Genomic DNA, 16,301 nt, shown 5'->3' on the forward strand with positions numbered 1-16,301 from the left:
GTCGCCATGTCCAGGGTTGTGTCCTTCCTGACTGCCGCGCTGCTGCTGGCCACACCGTGGCTGGCCGAAGCCCAGCAGCAACAGCGTCGCCCGGCCCGCGCCGAGGTGGCCAAGAAACTGTACTGCTGGAACGAGGGCGGCGGCCGCATCTGCAGTGATGCACTGCCGGCCGAGGCGGTGAACAACGCACGCGAGGAATTCAGTGCGTCCACCGGGCTGCGCCGCGGGGAAGTGCAGCGCGCGCTCACCGAGGACGAGCGCGCTGATGCCGCAGTGGCTGCTGCGCAGGCCCGGTTGGACCTGATGGCGCAGCAGACCCGTCAGCGCACCGAGCAGGCGATGCTGTCCAACTACGCTGACGAAGCGGCCCTGCGCCGGGTGTTCAGCGAACGCATCGCGATCTTGGACAACAACGTCACCACGGCGCGGTTCAACGTGGCCAGCATGCGCGATGCGCTGATCAACGCGCTGGCCGTGGCCGGCGACCGCGAACTGGCCGGGGGCAAGGTGACGGACAAGCAGGCCGCCACCATCGGCGAACGGCATGGTGAACTGGTGGCCCAACGGCGCATGCGCACGACCTTCGAGCGCGAACGTGCGGCCCTGGCGGTGGAGATCGAGGAGACCGTGCAGCGCTTCCGCCTGTTGAAGGGGCTGCAGCCGCCGGTCTGACGCACGGCCCGGTGCGACGGGACGGCGCGTTGTTTACGCCGACTTTATGCGCGGGCGCGCGCGGTGCCATGGCCTCTTTACGGCGGCCGGGCGGAGGATGACGACCTCCGGTGGAGCGGTTCCACCCAGGTCCTTCTTCACATGAAACCTTCCTGTTTCCCGCTCTCCTGCCTGCCCGCCCTGCGGGCCGGGGGTTGAGCATGCCGTTCCGGCTCTCGCTGCTGTGTGGTTTCCTCGTGCTGCTCGCCGCCGGCTACCTCGTGTACGTCGTGCTGCGGCCCGACGCGTTCTGACGGAGCCCGCAGATGACCGAACTTCTTCTTCTGCTGGCCGCCAGCGTGCTGCTGGCGTGGCCGCTGGGCCTGTATCTGGCGCGGGTGATGCGCGCAGCGCCCATGCGCGTGGATCCGCTGTTCCGCTGGATTGAAACGCCCCTGTACCGCGTGCTGGGCACCGACCCGGCAATGCCGATGTCCTGGCGCGGGTATGTCGGCGCGTTCGTGCTGAGCAACGTGGTGATCGCGCTGCTGGTGCTGGCCGTGTTCATGACCCAGGCCTGGCTGCCGCTCAATCCCGACCACGTGCCGAACATGCGCTGGGATACCGCGCTGCACACCATGATCTCGTTCCTGACCAACACCAACCAGCAGCACTACTCGGGTCAGGCGCAGCTCTCCTATCTTTCGCAGATGACCGGCATCACCGGGCTGCAGGTGGTGACGCCGATGATGGGGCTGGCATTGGCGGTGGCAACGCTGCGTGCGTTGTTCAGTGCGCCCGGCAGCGGGTCATCGGTACAGGGGGACCGGCACATCGCCGTGGGCAATTACCACGCCGACGTGGTGCGCCTGTGCGTGCGGGTGATGCTGCCGCTGTGCCTGCTGTGGACGCTGTTGCTGGCCAGCCAGGGCGTGCCGTCCACGTTCGCTGCCGGGCCCGAGGCCGTCCCGCTGGACGCCAGCGCGGGCATGGCGGTGCAGAAGGTGCCGCTGGGCCCGGTGGCGGCGATGGTGGCGGCCAAGCAGCTCGGCGCCAATGGCGGCGGCTGGTATGGACCCAACAGCGCGTTTCCGCTGGAGAATCCGACCCCGCTGTCCAATGCCCTCGAACTGATCGGCATCCTGCTCATCCCGATCGCGATCATCTTCATGATCGGCGCGTTCACCGGACGGCGCCGCTTCGGCTGGCTGGTGTTCGGGTGCATGGCGAGCATGTCGGCAGTCTCGGTGGCGGCGACGGTGTGGTTCGAATCCCACGCCCCGGCCGCTGCCTCATCCCTGTTGATGGAGGGCAAGGAAGTCCGCCTCGGCGCTGATGCCACCGCCCTGTGGGCTGCGGTGACCACGCAGGTCTCCAACGGTTCGGTCAACGGCATGCTGGATTCGCTGGCTCCGCTGGCCGGTGGGACGGCGCTGGTGAACATGCTGGTCAGCGCCATCTGGGGCGGTATCGGCTGCGGGCTGCAGCAGTTCATCGTCTACCTGCTGCTGGGCGTGTTCCTTGCCGGGTTGATGACCGGCCGCACGCCCGAACTGCTCGGCCGCAAACTGGAAACACCGCAGGTGCGGCTGCTGGCCGTGCTGGTGCTGCTGCAGCCCATCACCCTGCTGACCCTCACGGCGATCACGCTGGCTGTTCCGGGCCTGTCCGGCATCTCCAACCCTGGTTTCCACGGCATCAGCCAGGTGTTCTACGAGTACGCCTCGGCGTATGCGAACAATGGTTCGGGCTTCGAGGGGCTGGGCGATGCCACGCCCTGGTGGAACCTCACCTGCAGCCTGGTGCTGTTGCTGGGCCGCTTCCCGCTGCTGGTGATTCCGCTGGTCATCGCCGCACAGCTGGCGGCCAAGCGGCAGGCCCCGGAGTCGCCGGGAAGCCTGCAGATCGAAACGCCGACCTTCGCCCTGACCCTGCTCAGCGTGATCGTCATCCTGACCATCCTGCAGTTCCTGCCGGTACTGGTGCTTGGCCCGGTGGCCGACCACCTGAGCCTGGGCCTGCTTCGAGGCACACCATGAATCCCGTCGCTGCATCCGTTCCCCGCCGGCCTGCGCTGCTTGATGCAGCCGGCCTGCGCCAGGCCCTGGTGGCCTCGCTGCGCAAGCTCTCGCCGCTGCACCTGCTGCACAGCCCGGTGATGGCCGTGGTGATGGCCGGTACCGTGCTGGCCTTCGTCGTCACCCTCAGTGGCAGCGCACCGATGGGCTTTGGCCTGGCCGTCAGTGCGATCCTGCTGCTGACCGTTCTGTTCGGCAACTTCGCCGAGGCCGTGGCCGAAGCCCGCGGGCGTGGCCAGGCGGCCTCGCTGCGGCGCGCACGCAAGGACCTGATGGCGCACAGGCTGCCTGATGCCGACCCTTCGGCGGCCCATGAGGTGGTCGCGGCGGCCACGTTGCGTCCCGGCGATCATGTCCGGGTCGGTGCGGGCGAGGTGGTGCCGGCCGATGGCGAAATCGTGCAGGGCGTAGCGACCATCAACGAAGCGGCGGTGACCGGCGAGTCGGCACCGGTGCTGCGCGAGGCGGGCACCGACCGCTCCGGTGTGATCGGCGGCACAACGGTGCTGTCCGACCAGATCGTGGTGCGCATCACCGCCGAGCCGGGGCACAGCTTCCTGGACCGCATGATCGCGCTGGTGGAAGGGGCCAACCGCCAGAAGACGCCCAACGAGGTGGCGCTGACGCTGCTGCTGGCAGCGATGACCTTGACCTTCCTGGTAGTGGTGGCCACGCTGCCGGCCATCAGCGCGGCGGTAGGCGTACAACTTGATCCGCTGCTGCTGATCGCCTTGCTGGTATGCCTGATCCCCACCACCATCGGTGGGCTGCTGCCGGCGATCGGCATTGCCGGCATGAACCGTGCACTGGCGGCCAACGTGCTGGCCAAGTCCGGCAAGGCGGTGGAAGTGGCGGGTGACGTGGACGTGCTGCTGCTCGACAAGACCGGCACCATCACCCACGGCGACCGCCAGGCGACCGCTTTCCATGCCCTGGCCGGCATCGATGCCGCGCAGCTGCGTGATGCCGCCCTGCTCTCTTCGCTGGCCGATCCAACGCCGGAAGGCCGCTCGATCGTGCGCCTGGCCCGCGAGCAGGGCTGCCCGCTGCAGGAGCCGACGCAGGCGCACTACCTGGCCTTCAGCGCGCAGACCCGCATGTCCGGCGTGGACCTGGCGGGCGAGCGCCGCATCCGCAAAGGGGCGGCCGATGCGGTCCGTGCCCATGTGGAAGCTGCCGGCGGCCACGTACCGGCCGAGCTGACCGCACGCGTGGAGCAGGTGGCACGGCTCGGTGCCACGCCGCTGGTGGTGGCCGAAGGCCGACACGTCCTGGGCGTGGTGGCGCTGTCGGACGTGGTCAAGCACGGCATGCGCGAGAAGTTCGCGCAGCTGCGGGCGATGGGCATCCGCACGGTGATGATCACCGGTGACAATCCGCTCACCGCTGCGGCCATCGCAGCCGAGGCCGGTGTCGACGATTACATCGCCGAGGCCCGGCCGGAAGACAAGCTTGCCCGCATCCGCCAGGAGCAGGCCGGCGGCCGGCTGGTGGCGATGGTCGGCGATGGCACCAACGATGCCCCGGCCCTGGCCCAGGCGGATATCGGCCTGGCGATGAACTCGGGCACCCAGGCCGCGAAAGAGGCCGGCAACATGGTCGACCTGGATTCGGATCCGGCCAAGCTGCTGGCGGTGGTGGAGGTGGGCAAGCAGCAGCTGATCACCCGCGGCGCGCTGACCACCTTCTCGCTGGCCAACGATGTGTCCAAGTACTTCGCGATCCTGCCGGCCCTGTTCGCCAGCACGCTGCCGGCGATGGCCGCGCTGAACGTGATGCAGCTGTCCAGCCCGCGCAATGCCGTGCTGGCCGCGTTGATCTTCAACGCGCTGGTGATTCCCGCGCTCATTCCGCTGGCGCTGCGCGGCGTGCGCTTCCGCCCGGCCACGGCCACGGCGCTGCTGCGCCGGAACATGCTGGTGTACGGCCTTGGCGGCGTCCTGCTGCCCTTCGTGGCGATCAAGCTGATCGACCTCTCCCTCCTGATGGTAGTTGGCGCATGAACCGTTCGATGATCCACCGCGCGCAAGCGCCAAAGCAGGACCCGCATTCGCGCGATGCCGACGGCGCAGGGCTGCAGCACAGCGCTGCGTGGCGTCCGGCGATCGGACTGGGCGTTGCCAGCCTGCTGCTGTCCGGTGCCCTGTATTCGGCCCTGGCCACGGGCGCGGCCGGGCTGCTGTTCCCGGAGCTGGCGGGCGGCAGCCTGATGCGCGATGCCAGCGGCCAGGTGCGCGGTTCGCGCCTGCTGGCCCAGCCTTTCGCCGGTGATGGCTGGTTCCAGGCCCGTCCCTCCGCGGCCGGCTACGATCCGATGGCGGCGGCCGGTTCCAACCTGGCGCGCAGCAATCCGGCCTTGGCCGCGCGGGTGGCCGAGGCCACCGCCGCGGTAGCCAGGCGCGAGGGCATCGCCACCGCGCAGGTACCCTCGGACCTGGTCACGCAGTCCGGCGGCGGGCTTGATCCCGAGCTGTCACCGGCGGCCGTGCAGCTGCAGGCCGCACGCGTGGCGCGGGCACGCGGGTTGCCGCTGGCGCAGGTGCAGGCACTCGTCGACGCGCACGTGCAGGCGCCGTCGGCGGGCGTGCTGGGCCAGCCACGGGTGAACGTGATGGCACTCAACCACGCCGTGCAGGCGGCCGCCGATGCTGCGCGCTGATACCGCCCCGGCACGGCGTGGCGCACAATCGCCGGCATGATCGATTCCCGCCGCCGACAGGCCGATGCCCTTATTGAAGGCCTGCAACGCGATGCCGGCGGCAAGCTGACCGTGTTCCTCGGCGCCGCGCCCGGCGTCGGCAAGACCTGCGCGATGCTGGCCCGTGCGCAGGAACAGCAGCGGCGCGGCGTGGACGTGGCCGCCGCCGTGGTGGAAACCCACGGCCGTGCCGAGACGCAGGCGCTGCTTGACGGTCTGCCGGTGATACCGCTGCTGACCGTGCACTACCGCGAGCGCACGCTGCGCGAGCTGGATCTCGATGCGGTCCTCGCGCGCCGGCCCGCATTGGTGCTGGTCGATGAACTGGCGCACCGCAACGCTCCCGGCAGCCGCCACGAACGGCGCTGGCAGGATGTGATGGAACTGCTGGATGCAGGCATCGACGTGTGGACCACGGTCAACATCCAGCACCTGGAGAGCCTCAACGATGTCGTGCTGCGGATCACTGGCATCCGGGTCACCGAGACGGTACCGGACGCGGTATTCGACCGCCTGCACGACATCGTGCTGGTGGACCTGCCGCCGCGCGAGCTGATCGCACGGTTGCAGCAGGGCAAGGTCTACGTGCCCGAACAGGCCGCCCAGGCGCTGCAATCGTTCTTCTCCACCGCCAACCTGACCGCGCTGCGCGAGCTGGCGATGCAGGAAGCCGCCGACCGGGTCGACAGCAGCCTGCGCGAAGCGCGCAACGCCCGCGGCGAAGCCAACCTGCCCCTGCGCAGGCGGGTGCTGGTGGCGATCGACGGCGCGGGGCAGAGCGAGTATCTGGTCCGCATGGGACGGCGGCTCGCCGAGCGCCGCGATGCGCCATGGACGGTGGTGACCGTGCAGCGCCAGCGCGGCGACGCCGCCACCGCGCGCGAGATCGATGCGGCCTTCGCCCTCGCCCGGCGGCTCGGCGGCGAGGCGGAGCTGCTGCAGGGCACCAGCGTGGCCGACGCACTGCTCGATCATGCCGCGCACAACGGGGTCTCGACCCTGGTGCTCGGCAGGACGCGCGAGCGACCGGTGGCGCGCATGTTCAACCGCACGCTGACCCAGCGCCTGATCCAGCAGGGCGCCCACTACGAAATCACCATCATCAGCACGCCGCAGGCACGTGCGCGCTCGCGCCGCGAGCGCATTCCCGTGCCCGGTAGTGGACACGGGCAGGACCTGCTGCTGTCCCTGGCAGCCACCGCGCTGGCCTGCCTGGCCGCGTGGCTGGCCGAACGCTGGGTCGGCATGGCGGACCTGTCGATGGTGTTCATCGTGGCGGTGGTGGTGGTGGCCGCGCGCACCCGCGCCAGTGCTGCCGCCGCGACGGCGATCCTGTGTTTCCTGGCCTACAACTTCCTGTTCATCTCACCGCGCTTCACCTTCGCCATCAGCGCGCGGCAGGGGGTGACCACGGTGTTCCTGTTCCTGGCAGCGGCCCTGGTGGCCGGGCGCCTGGCCTCGCGGCTGCGCATGCAGGTCGTGGCCCTGCGCGCGGCCAACCGGCATGCGCACGCGCGGCAGCGGCTGGGGCGCGAGCTCGCCGTCGCCGCCGGCAACGAGGCCGTGGTGGCCGCCGGGCGACAGGCCCTGGAGCAGGCGCTGGAGGCGCCGGCGTGGCTGCGGATCGGCACCGAGATTTCGGTCAGCAGCCAGGCGCTGCCAGGGGATACGGACCTTGCCGCCGCCGATTGGTCACAGCGCCACGGCCAGGCCAGCGGACGCTTCACCGATACGCTCGCCGGGGCCCGCTGGTGGTGCATCGCACTGCTTGATGGCGATGGCCATGGGATCGGCGTGGCCGCGCTGCGCTTCGATGCGGCGCTGGCCCGGCTGGTACCGGAACAGCGCCAGCTGGCCGAGGCGATGGTGGATGACATCGCCCAGGCGGCGCTGCGCACCCGTCTGGTCGCCGAACTGGAGCAGGCACACGTCAGCAACGAGACCGAGCGCCTGCGCTCGGCCCTGCTGTCTTCGGTCTCCCACGATCTGCGCTCACCGCTGGCGGCGATGATCGGTTCGGCCGACACGCTGGCCAGCTACGGCGAAGCGATGGGCGCCGATGATCATCGCGCGTTGCTGGATACGATCCGCGTGGAAGGCGAGCGCCTCGACCGCTACATCCAGAACCTGCTCGACATGACCCGGCTCGGCCACGAGGGCCTGACCCTCAACCGCGACTGGATCGGTGTGGATGAGCTGCTGGGCTCGGCCGCGCGGCGGCTGCAGCGCTACCAGCCCGGCGTCCGGCTGGAACTGCAGCTTCCCGAGGCACTGCCACCGGTGTGGGTGCATCCGGCACTGGTGGAGCAGGCGGTGTTCAACGTGATGGAGAACGCAGCGAAGTTCTCGCCACCTGGCGTACCGGTGCGGGTCAGCGCGCAGCTGGGCGCCGGTGGGCTGCGGATCGATGTCAGTGACGAGGGGCCAGGCATCCCCGCCGATGAGCGTGCGCGGATATTCGACATGTTCTATTCGGTGCAGCGCGGTGACCGTGGGCGCCACGGTACGGGGCTGGGCCTGACCATCAGCCAGGGCATGATCGGCGCGCACGGGGGCAGCGTGGAGGCGCTGCCAGGCGCACACGGACGCGGTACGCTGATACGCATCACCCTGCCCTTGATGGCACCTGCCGGACACCATGAGCACTGAGCCTGCCGACCGTTCCACCGCATCCAGCGTGCCGCCGCCGCGCGTGCTGGTGGTGGACGATGAGGTGCAGATCCGGCGCTTCCTGGACATCAGCCTGCGCGCGCAGGGCTACCAGGTGCTGCAGGCGGCCACCGGGCAGGAAGGGCTTGAATGCCTGGCCACCGAAGGCGCCGAACTGGTGATCCTGGACATCGGCCTGCCCGACCGCGAAGGCCACGACGTGCTGGCCGAGCTGCGGCAGTGGAGCCAGGTGCCGGTGATCATGCTCACCGTGCGTGCCGGTGAAGCGGAGAAGGTGCGTGCACTGGATGCCGGGGCCAACGACTATGTGACCAAACCCTTCGGCACGCAGGAGCTGATGGCACGTGTGCGCGCCCTGCTGCGGCAGCGCGCGCTGCCCACCGACCGCCACCCGCCGCTGTTCGACGACGGGCACCTGCACATCGACCTGGTGCGTCGCCAGGTGCAGCTGGACGGCGTGCCGGTGGCGATGACGCGCAAGGAGTGGGCGCTGCTTTCCCTGCTGCTGGCCAACGCGGGGCGCGTGGTGACCCAGCCGCAGATCCTCAGGGAGATCTGGGGGCCCACCCACCAGCATGACACGCACTATCTGCGGATCCTGGTGGGCAAGCTCCGGCAGAAGCTGGGCGACTCCGCGCTGGCCTCGCGGTACCTGTTCACCGAGCCCGGCGTGGGGTTGCGGTTCAAGGGGTGAGGCGGCGCCGGGCGTCCCGGCACCGGCCCCTCAGAAGCCCAGCGGTTGTGCGCCCAGCAGCGGCTGCAGCTGCGCGCGGAACAATGCCTTGATGCGTTCCAGCGCCGCGTCATCGTCGGCCTCGAAGCGCAGCACCAGCACCGGCGTGGTATTGGACGCCCGGACCAGGCCCCAGCCATCCGGGAAGTCCACGCGCAGGCCATCGATGGTCGACAGGCGGCCGCCCACGAAGGGCGGATCCTCGCTCTTGGCCGCGCTGACCACCAGCGATACCAGTGCGTGCGGCATGCCATCGGCCACCGGCACCTTGATCTCCGGCGTGGACACCGCGTTGGGCAGCGCCTCCAGCACGTCCTGCGGCGATTCATCGCGCAGCGCCAGGATCTCCAGCAGGCGTGCCGCTGCATACAGGCCATCGTCGAAACCGAACCAGCGCTCGCGGAAGAAGAAGTGGCCGCTCATCTCACCGGCCAGTTCGGCATCGGTCTCTGCCATCTTCGCCTTCACCAGCGAGTGGCCGGTCTTCCACATCAGCGGGCTGCCGCCATGGCGCAGGATGAAGTCGGCCAGTTTCCCCGTGCACTTCACGTCGTAGATGACCATCGCACCCGGGTTGCGTCCCAGTACGTCGGCGGCGAACAGCATCAACAGGCGGTCGGCATGGATGATCGTGCCGTCCGGGGTGACCACGCCGAGGCGGTCACCGTCGCCATCGAAGGCGATGCCCAGGTCGGCGTCGAACCGCTTGACCGTCTGCACCAGGTCTTCGAGGTTGTGCGGCTCGCTGGGATCGGGGTGGTGATTGGGGAAGGTGCCATCCACATCGCAGTACAGCGGAATGACATCGGCGCCGATCGCCTGCAGCAGCGCTTCGGCCAGCGGGCCGGCCACGCCGTTGCCGGCATCGGCGACGACCTTCAGGGGACGCTCCAGCTGCACGTCGTCGGCAATGCGGCGCACGTAATCCTCGCCGACCTCCTGGGTGCGGTAGTCGCCCGGGGCATCGGCGTGGGTCAGGCGCCCCTCGATGATGCGGCGGTACAGCGCGGTCACGGCATCGCCGCTCAACGCCTGGCCGGCGATCACCGTCTTGACGCCGTTGTAGTCGGGCGGGTTGTGGCTGCCGGTCACCGCCACGCAGTTGCCGCTGCGCAGGTGGTGGCTGGCGAAGTACACCACCGGCGTCGGGGCCAGGCCGATATCGATGACATCGCACCCGGCCCGGCGCAGGCCTTCGCTGAGTGCGGCGCTCAGCTCCGGTCCGGAAAGCCGGCCGTCGCGCCCGATCACCACCTCGCGCAGCCCCTGCTCGCGCACTTCGCTGCCGATGGCCTGGCCGATCAGCGTGGCCACCGCCGGCGTAAGCTCGCTGCCGACGATGCCGCGGATGTCGTAGGCACGGAAGATGCCTGCGGGGACCGTGTCCTGGAGCGCCGCAACGGCCGCATCGTCGACCGCCGCGGGTGCGGCAGGCACCTCGGCGTGGGCGGCCTGTTCAAGACTTTCGCGTAGTGTCGGGCCTTCCTCGGGCACGACGGCGGTACGCCGGGGCAGGCCCTTCGGCAGGGGAATGCGGCTGCGTCCGAGCAGCAGCAGCAGGGCGATCAGGCCCAGCAGGCCGGCCACGATCACCGCAGGCACGGCCCCCAGCCCGAGCGGACCGCGTTCGATGGAGGGCACGGCAGCGGCCAGGCGCAGGCCGGTACCGGCGATCGGACGGGCGAGGATTTCGCCCCCGTCGGCCAGCGAACGATCGCCGCGCTCGGCCACGTTGAAGCCGCCCTGGCGCAGGGCCAGGTAACCCGAACCCGGCGCGGGCGCGGCATCGAGCGCACTTTCGAGCACGCGCAGCGGCCGGCGGGCATAGACGACGGCCGGGCCGTTGTCGCCCAGCATGACCTGCACGGCCACGCCCAGCCGTATGGCATCGGCCTCGCGCACCACGCGCAGGGCGGGCTCGTCCTGGCCGAGTGCGGTTTCCAGCAGTGCCAGGCGCGCGTAACCGAATGCCGCCGGATCGGCATACGCCGCCTCCAGGGCCATCGGCAGCACCTGCACCTCGTCCACGCCCGTCCACGCCTCGCGCAACGCGGCCGCCGCCGCGGTGGCATCACCGGCGGCCAGCGCGGCCTGCACGCGGGCATCGGACACCTGCTTCTGCAAGGCGGTCCGCTCGGACGCCACCGCCTTCTGCAGCTGTGCCACGGCGCCATCGCGCGCCTCTTCCAGTGCCTTGCCGGCGGCCGCCTGGCGCGACTGCTGCAGCGCGCTCCAGCCGAACCAGCCGGCCAGCAGGATCAGCAGCACCGCCAGCAGTGGGCCGGTCCGTCCGCCAATCGCCAACTTCCCCTTGCCGCTGATCATCGGTTCCCCCCGTTGGTTCAGCGTACCCCGGTATGGCCGAATCCACCCGATCCCCGAACGCTGTCGGTAAAAGTATCCACCACCTGCAGGGCAACGCGCACGATCGGCAGCACGACCAGCTGCGCGATGCGGTCACCCGGCTCGATGGTGAAGGGGTCGCGGCCACGGTTCCACACGCTGATCAGTAGCGGCCCCTGGTAATCGGCATCGATCAGGCCGGTGCCGTTGCCGAGCACGATGCCGTGCCGGTGGCCCAGCCCGGAGCGTGGCAGGATCACCGCGCACAGGCCCGGGTCGCCCACGTGGATGGACAGGCCGCTGGGCACCAGCGCGGTGTCGCCGGGTTGCAGCTGCAGGGCGGCATCCAGCGCCGCGCGCAGATCCATGCCCGCACTGGCTTCCGTCGCATAGGCCGGCAGCGGCCAGGAATCACCGAAGCGCGGATCGAGCAGTTTCACCTGCAGCGGCTGGAGCGGAGATGCAGCGGTCATGCCGTGAGCCTTTCCGCCACCAGGGCGAGGAGTTGTCGGGCCAGTTCGGTCTTGGAGGTGGCCGGGAAATGCTGTTCGCCTTCCAGCCAGTAGGCGGTGGCGGCGTTGTCATCGCTTTCGAAACCGCCGGACGCCTGCCCCACCTGGTTGGCGATCACCAGGTCCAGGCGCTTGTCCACCAGCTTGCCGCGCGCGTACTTCTCCACATCGTGGGTTTCGGCCGCGAATCCGACCACCAGTTTCAGGGCCTGGGTCTGCGCGGCCACCTCGGCCAGGATGTCCGGCGTACGGACCAGTTCCAGCACCAGCGCCTGGCTGTCGGCGGTCTTCTTGAGTTTCTGTGGGGCTACCTTGCGCGGCGTGTAATCGGAGACGGCGGCGGCACCGATGTAGATGTCGGCCGGCAGCGCGTCGAACACGGCCTGGCGCATCTGCGCGGCCGAGCGCACGTTGATCCGCTGCACGCCGGCAGGCGTGGCGAGCTGCACCGGGCCGCTGACCAGCACCACCTCGGCACCCTGGCGGACGGCCGCAGCGGCCAGCGCATACCCCATCTTGCCGCTGCTGCGGTTGCCGACATAGCGCACCGGATCGATGTCTTCGTAGGTCGGGCCGGCGCTGATCACCACGCGAAGGCCCGCCAGCGCCTGCGGCGTCCCGCCCGCGCCGCGATCGTCCTCGCTGGCGACCAGTGCCGCGAGGATGTGCTGCGGTTCGGCCAGCCGGCCGGGGCCGGATTCGCCTTCCGCCAGCGGACCGTCCTCGGGTCCGATCACCTGCACGCCGCGACCGCGCAGCAGCGCCACGTTGGCCTCGGTGGCCGGGTGCTGCCACATGCGGTGGTTCATCGCCGGGCACACCGTGACCGGTGCGGTGCTGGCCAGGCACAACGTGGTGACCAGGTCGTCGGCGTGACCGTGCGCCAGCCGCGCGAGCAGGTCCGCGGTGGCCGGGGCGATCACGATGCGGTCGGCCCAGCGGGCCAGTTCGATATGCCCCATGGCCTGCTCGGCCGCGCTGTCCCAGAGGGTGGTGCGCACAGGCTGTCCCGACAGCGCCTGGAAGCTCAGCGGGGTGACGAACTGCTGGGCGCCGGCGGTCATGGCGACCTGCACCTGCGCCCCGGCGTCGCGCAGGCGCCGGACCAGTTCCAGCGCCTTGTAGGCCGCGATACCGCCGCCCACGCACAGCAGCAGCCGACGTCCCTGGAGGGCGTGCGGCTGGGAGGGGGACCCCAAGGGTGTGTCAGCCACCGGAAAATCCTGTGCTTGCAAAGGGCTTTAGCTTACCCGATGCACCACTGGCGGCCTGATGCCCTCGGATATGACCGCAGGACATAAGTACATGTAGAAGGCGACTGGCAGGATGAAAACGTCCCGATGGCGCGTCCCCAGCGCCGTCCTCTTTCCCCCCACCGTGGCACACCACAGGCAGGCCCGCGTGTACCTCCGCGCCATCATCGCCGACGACCATCCGATCATCCTCAAGGGTGCCGGCGTGCTGCTGCGCGCCGCACAGATCGATGTGGTGGGCGAAGCCACCGGCGGCGTGTCGTTGCTTGCACTGCTGCGGGAGCGCGCGTGCGACGTGGTCCTCACCGACCTCACCATGCCCGACGAAGGGCTCGATGGGCCGGAGCTGCTGGCACGCATCCAGCGTGCGCACCCTCAGCTGCCCGTGGTGGTGCTGACCGCGACAGCCAGCCCCAGCGTGCTGGCCGCGCTGCTGCGGCAGGGCGTGCGCGGCGCGCTGGACAAGACCGCCGATTTCGAGGAGGTGGCGGCCGCGGTGCGCGCCGCGGCCGGCAACCAGACCTATGTCTCGCAGCACCTGCGCACCCATCTTCAGGCGCGCGACCTGACCCATCGCGACGCACCGGCGTCGCTGTCACAGGGCGAACAGGAGGTGCTGGACGGGCTGCGTCGCGGGCTGAACATCAATGCCATCGCCCGGCAGCGTGGGCGCAGTCCGAAGACGGTAAGCCGGCAGAAATCCGATGCGATGCGCAAGCTGGGACTGGCCGGAAACCATGAGCTGCACCAGTTCCTGAGCACTTACCCCACCGCCAGCGGCGAGCGCCACTGACCACGCTCCGGGCGAGCGGGCCATGGTGCGGCTGCAGCGACGCGACGATGCTGGCTGCATGGCAATCCACGAGTGGCCCAAGACCGAACGTCCCCGCGAGCGCCTTCTGGCCCACGGCCCTGCCGCACTGTCCGATGCCGAGCTGCTGGCCCTGTTCCTCGGTTCAGGCACCCACGGCCGCGACGCGGTGCAGAGCGCACGGGCGCTACTGGCCGAGCATGGCCCGCTGCGTCGCCTGCTGGACCTGCCGGCCACCGCGATGGCGCGCCTGCCCGGCATGGGGCCGGCGCGCAGCTGTGCGCTGGCGGCCGGGCTCGAACTGGCGCAGCGGCACCTGGCCTCCACCCTGCGTGAAGGTGATGCCGTGGGCGCCTCGCTGCAGGCGGCAAGCCGCTACCTCCAGCAGCATCTGCGCTCGCGCCCGAACGAGGTGTTCGCCGCGCTGTTCATGGACAACCAGCACCGCCTGCTCGCGTATGAAGAGCTGTTCCAGGGGACGGTGAACGCGGCCACCGTGCACCCCCGCGAGGTCGTGCGCCGCGCCCTGGCATTGAACGCCGCAGCGGTGATCGTCAGCCACAACCACCCGTCCGGCGACGCCGAACCCTCGGCCGCCGACCGCCAGCTCACCGTGGCGCTGGGCCGGATACTGGACGTGGTGGACGTGCGCCTGCTTGACCACATCATCATCGGCGAGGGACCGCCGGTGTCATTCGCCGCGCGGGGCTGGCTCGGGCCGTTCGATGCGACCGCCTCCAGCCCCCGCACCTGAACCCCCCATTGTCCTTTGCCCCGCCGCGAACCCCCGCCCCGTCTGGCAGATCGGCTAAAATGGGGGATTCCGCCGCTCACTTCACAGCAGGCCTCGTGAAAAATCTCCTCCGCGCCCTGATCAGCCAGGGCATCCAAGCCTTGCGCGCCAATGGCACCCTGCCCGCCGACACCCTGACGCCGGAGTTCGTGGTCGAGCGCCCGAAGACCCGCGAGCACGGTGATTTCGCCACCAATGCGGCCATGCTGTTGGCCAAGGCCGCGCGCAGCAATCCGCGCGCGCTGGCGCAGGCGCTGGTCGAGGCGTTGCCGACCAGTTCCGATGTGACCCGTGTGGAGATCGCCGGGCCGGGCTTCATCAATTTCCACCTGTCGCCGGCCGCGTACCAGCGCGAGGTGGCCCTAGTGATCAAGGAAGCGGCCGACTACGGGCGCAACCTGTCCGGCAATGGCCGCACCGTGGGTGTGGAATACGTCTCGGCCAACCCGACCGGACCGCTGCATGTCGGTCACGGCCGCGCCGCGGCGATCGGCGACTGCGTGGCCCGCGTGCTCGATGCCAATGGCTGGGCGGCCAAGCGCGAGTTCTACTACAACGATGCCGGCGTGCAGATCGAGAACCTGGCGCTGTCCACGCAGGCCCGCGTCAAGGGCATCCGGCCCGACGACGCAGGCTGGCCGGAAGGCGGTTACCGCGGTGACTACATCGCCGACGTGGCCAAGGCCTACATGGCCGGCGACAGCGTCGATCTCGAGGGCACCCTGGTGGTGGGCGCGAAGGATCCGGAGGACATGGCCGCGATCCGCCGCTTCGCCGTGGCCTACCTGCGCAACGAGCAGAACCTGGACCTGGCGGCGTTCGGCGTTGATTTCGACATCTATTTCCTCGAAAGCTCGCTGTATTCCGACGGCAAGGTCGCCGAGGCCGTGGCCCGGCTGCAGGCCTCCGGGCACACGTATGAGGACGGGGGGGCGCTGTGGCTGCGCTCCACCGATTTCGGTGACGACAAGGACCGCGTGATGCGCAAGTCCGACGGCACCTTCACCTACTTCGTTCCCGACGTGGCCTACCACCTGTCCAAGTGGCAGCGCGGGTACGAACGGGCCATCACCGAACTGGGCGCGGACCACCACGGTTCGCTGGCGCGCGTGCGCGCCGGCCTGCAGGCCCTGGAAGTGGGCATTCCCAGCGGCTGGCCGGAATATGTGCTGCACCAGATGGTGACGGTGATGCGCGGCGGCGAAGAAGTGAAACTGTCCAAGCGTGCGGGCAGCTACTTCACCCTGCGCGATCTGATCGAAGAAGCCGGGCGTGATGCCACGCGCTGGTTCCTGATCGCGCGCAAGCCGGATTCGCAGCTGACCTTCGACATCGACCTGGCCCGCCAGCAGAGCAACGACAACCCGGTCTTCTACGTGCAGTACGCGCATGCGCGCGTCTGCAGCCTGCTGCGGCAGGCGCAGGAGAAGGGCCTGGCGTACGTGCAGGAACAGGGCCTGCCCGGCCTGACCTCGCTCGACGATGCCGCCTCGCTGCTGCTGATGACCGAGATCGCGCGTTATCCGGAGGTGGTGGAAGCCGCCGGCACCGCGCTGGAACCGCACTTGATCGCACAGTATCTGCGTGAATTGGCACACGCCTTCCACACGTGGTATCACGGGACGCCGGTGCTGGTGGACGCCGCCGCCGAGCGCAACGCCAAGTTGACGCTGGCCTGCGCGGCACGTCAGGTGCTGGCCAATGGTCTGGAACTCCTGGGCGTCGGCGCCCCGGAAAAAATGTAAGTTCAGGAGAAGCG

At 69.7% G+C, this 16,301-nt stretch carries 13 protein-coding genes; 10 read left to right on the top strand and 3 right to left on the bottom strand.

All coding sequences use genetic code 11. The annotated features are described in order from the left end of the window. Nucleotides 1-6 precede the first annotated feature (6 nt). The 7 genes from FHY09_RS14765 (at nt 7) to FHY09_RS14795 (ending at nt 8,791) form a co-directional block, all read left to right on the top strand. Entirely contained in the window at nt 7-672 is a 666-nt protein-coding gene (locus tag FHY09_RS14765; protein WP_166927668.1) for a hypothetical protein, read from the top strand. 194 nt (nt 673-866) lie between these two features. Continuing rightward, nucleotides 867-965: a potassium-transporting ATPase subunit F gene (locus tag FHY09_RS14770; protein ID WP_208407931.1), complete on the top strand. Its 99-nt coding sequence runs from the start codon at nt 867-869 to the stop codon at nt 963-965. 12 nt (nt 966-977) lie between these two features. After that, nucleotides 978-2,690, top strand: coding sequence for a potassium-transporting ATPase subunit KdpA (kdpA, locus tag FHY09_RS14775; protein WP_166927669.1), 1,713 nt, complete (start codon nt 978-980; stop codon nt 2,688-2,690). Next, a complete protein-coding gene (gene kdpB, locus FHY09_RS14780) occupies nt 2,687-4,732 on the top strand; it encodes a potassium-transporting ATPase subunit KdpB (RefSeq protein WP_166927670.1) in 2,046 nt (681 codons plus the stop codon). The genes kdpA and kdpB overlap by 4 nt, the downstream gene beginning before the upstream one ends. Nucleotides 4,733-4,740: 8 nt before the next feature. Then, nucleotides 4,741-5,388, top strand: a complete 648-nt coding sequence (gene kdpC / locus FHY09_RS14785; RefSeq protein WP_456362839.1) for a potassium-transporting ATPase subunit KdpC — start codon at nt 4,741-4,743, stop codon at nt 5,386-5,388. A gap of 36 nt (nt 5,389-5,424) precedes the next feature. Then, entirely contained in the window at nt 5,425-8,076 is a 2,652-nt protein-coding gene (locus FHY09_RS14790; protein WP_166927672.1) for a sensor histidine kinase, read from the top strand. Then, nucleotides 8,066-8,791 carry a response regulator transcription factor gene (locus FHY09_RS14795; RefSeq protein ID WP_166927673.1) on the top strand — a complete coding sequence of 242 codons (726 nt, stop codon included), beginning with the start codon at nt 8,066-8,068 and terminating at the stop codon, nt 8,789-8,791. The genes FHY09_RS14790 and FHY09_RS14795 overlap by 11 nt, the downstream gene beginning before the upstream one ends. 30 nt (nt 8,792-8,821) lie before the next feature. Here FHY09_RS14795 and FHY09_RS14800 read toward each other — a convergent pair whose 3' ends face one another. Genes FHY09_RS14800 through coaBC form a run of 3 tightly spaced genes read right to left on the bottom strand, consistent with a single transcriptional unit; the run spans nt 8,822 to nt 12,899 of the window. Beyond that, nucleotides 8,822-11,155, bottom strand: a complete 2,334-nt coding sequence (locus FHY09_RS14800; RefSeq protein WP_166927674.1) for a phosphomannomutase/phosphoglucomutase — start codon at nt 11,153-11,155, stop codon at nt 8,822-8,824. A gap of 17 nt (nt 11,156-11,172) precedes the next feature. After that, nucleotides 11,173-11,646, bottom strand: a complete 474-nt coding sequence (gene dut / locus FHY09_RS14805) for a dUTP diphosphatase (RefSeq protein ID WP_166927675.1) — start codon at nt 11,644-11,646, stop codon at nt 11,173-11,175. Continuing rightward, nucleotides 11,643-12,899, bottom strand: a complete 1,257-nt coding sequence (gene coaBC / locus FHY09_RS14810) for a bifunctional phosphopantothenoylcysteine decarboxylase/phosphopantothenate--cysteine ligase CoaBC (protein ID WP_166927676.1) — start codon at nt 12,897-12,899, stop codon at nt 11,643-11,645. The genes dut and coaBC overlap by 4 nt, the downstream gene beginning before the upstream one ends. A gap of 187 nt (nt 12,900-13,086) precedes the next feature. On the opposite strand from coaBC, the gene FHY09_RS14815 reads away from it, so the two are divergent. From FHY09_RS14815 to argS, 3 genes are all read left to right on the top strand, one after another. Beyond that, nucleotides 13,087-13,731, top strand: a complete 645-nt coding sequence (locus FHY09_RS14815) for a response regulator transcription factor (RefSeq protein ID WP_166927677.1) — start codon at nt 13,087-13,089, stop codon at nt 13,729-13,731. A 58-nt stretch (nt 13,732-13,789) separates the two neighbouring features. Continuing rightward, entirely contained in the window at nt 13,790-14,503 is a 714-nt protein-coding gene (gene radC, locus FHY09_RS14820) for a RadC family protein (RefSeq protein ID WP_166927678.1), read from the top strand. A gap of 95 nt (nt 14,504-14,598) precedes the next feature. After that, complete coding sequence (gene argS, locus FHY09_RS14825; RefSeq protein WP_166927679.1) at nt 14,599-16,287, top strand: arginine--tRNA ligase; 1,689 nt, start codon at nt 14,599-14,601, stop codon at nt 16,285-16,287. The last annotated feature ends 14 nt before the right edge of the window (nt 16,288-16,301 follow it).

This window comes from Xanthomonas sp. 60 (assembly GCF_011761925.1).

Coding starts and splice junctions, on each gene's coding strand:
- FHY09_RS14765 (WP_166927668.1), top strand. CDS start 7: ATGTCCAGGGTTGTGTCCTTCCTGACTGCCGCGCTGCTGCTGGCCACA.
- kdpA (WP_166927669.1), top strand. CDS start 978: ATGACCGAACTTCTTCTTCTGCTGGCCGCCAGCGTGCTGCTGGCGTGG.
- kdpB (WP_166927670.1), top strand. CDS start 2,687: ATGAATCCCGTCGCTGCATCCGTTCCCCGCCGGCCTGCGCTGCTTGAT.
- kdpC (WP_456362839.1), top strand. CDS start 4,741: ATGATCCACCGCGCGCAAGCGCCAAAGCAGGACCCGCATTCGCGCGAT.
- FHY09_RS14790 (WP_166927672.1), top strand. CDS start 5,425: ATGATCGATTCCCGCCGCCGACAGGCCGATGCCCTTATTGAAGGCCTG.
- FHY09_RS14795 (WP_166927673.1), top strand. CDS start 8,066: ATGAGCACTGAGCCTGCCGACCGTTCCACCGCATCCAGCGTGCCGCCG.
- FHY09_RS14800 (WP_166927674.1), bottom strand. CDS start 11,155: ATGATCAGCGGCAAGGGGAAGTTGGCGATTGGCGGACGGACCGGCCCA.
- dut (WP_166927675.1), bottom strand. CDS start 11,646: ATGACCGCTGCATCTCCGCTCCAGCCGCTGCAGGTGAAACTGCTCGAT.
- radC (WP_166927678.1), top strand. CDS start 13,790: ATGGCAATCCACGAGTGGCCCAAGACCGAACGTCCCCGCGAGCGCCTT.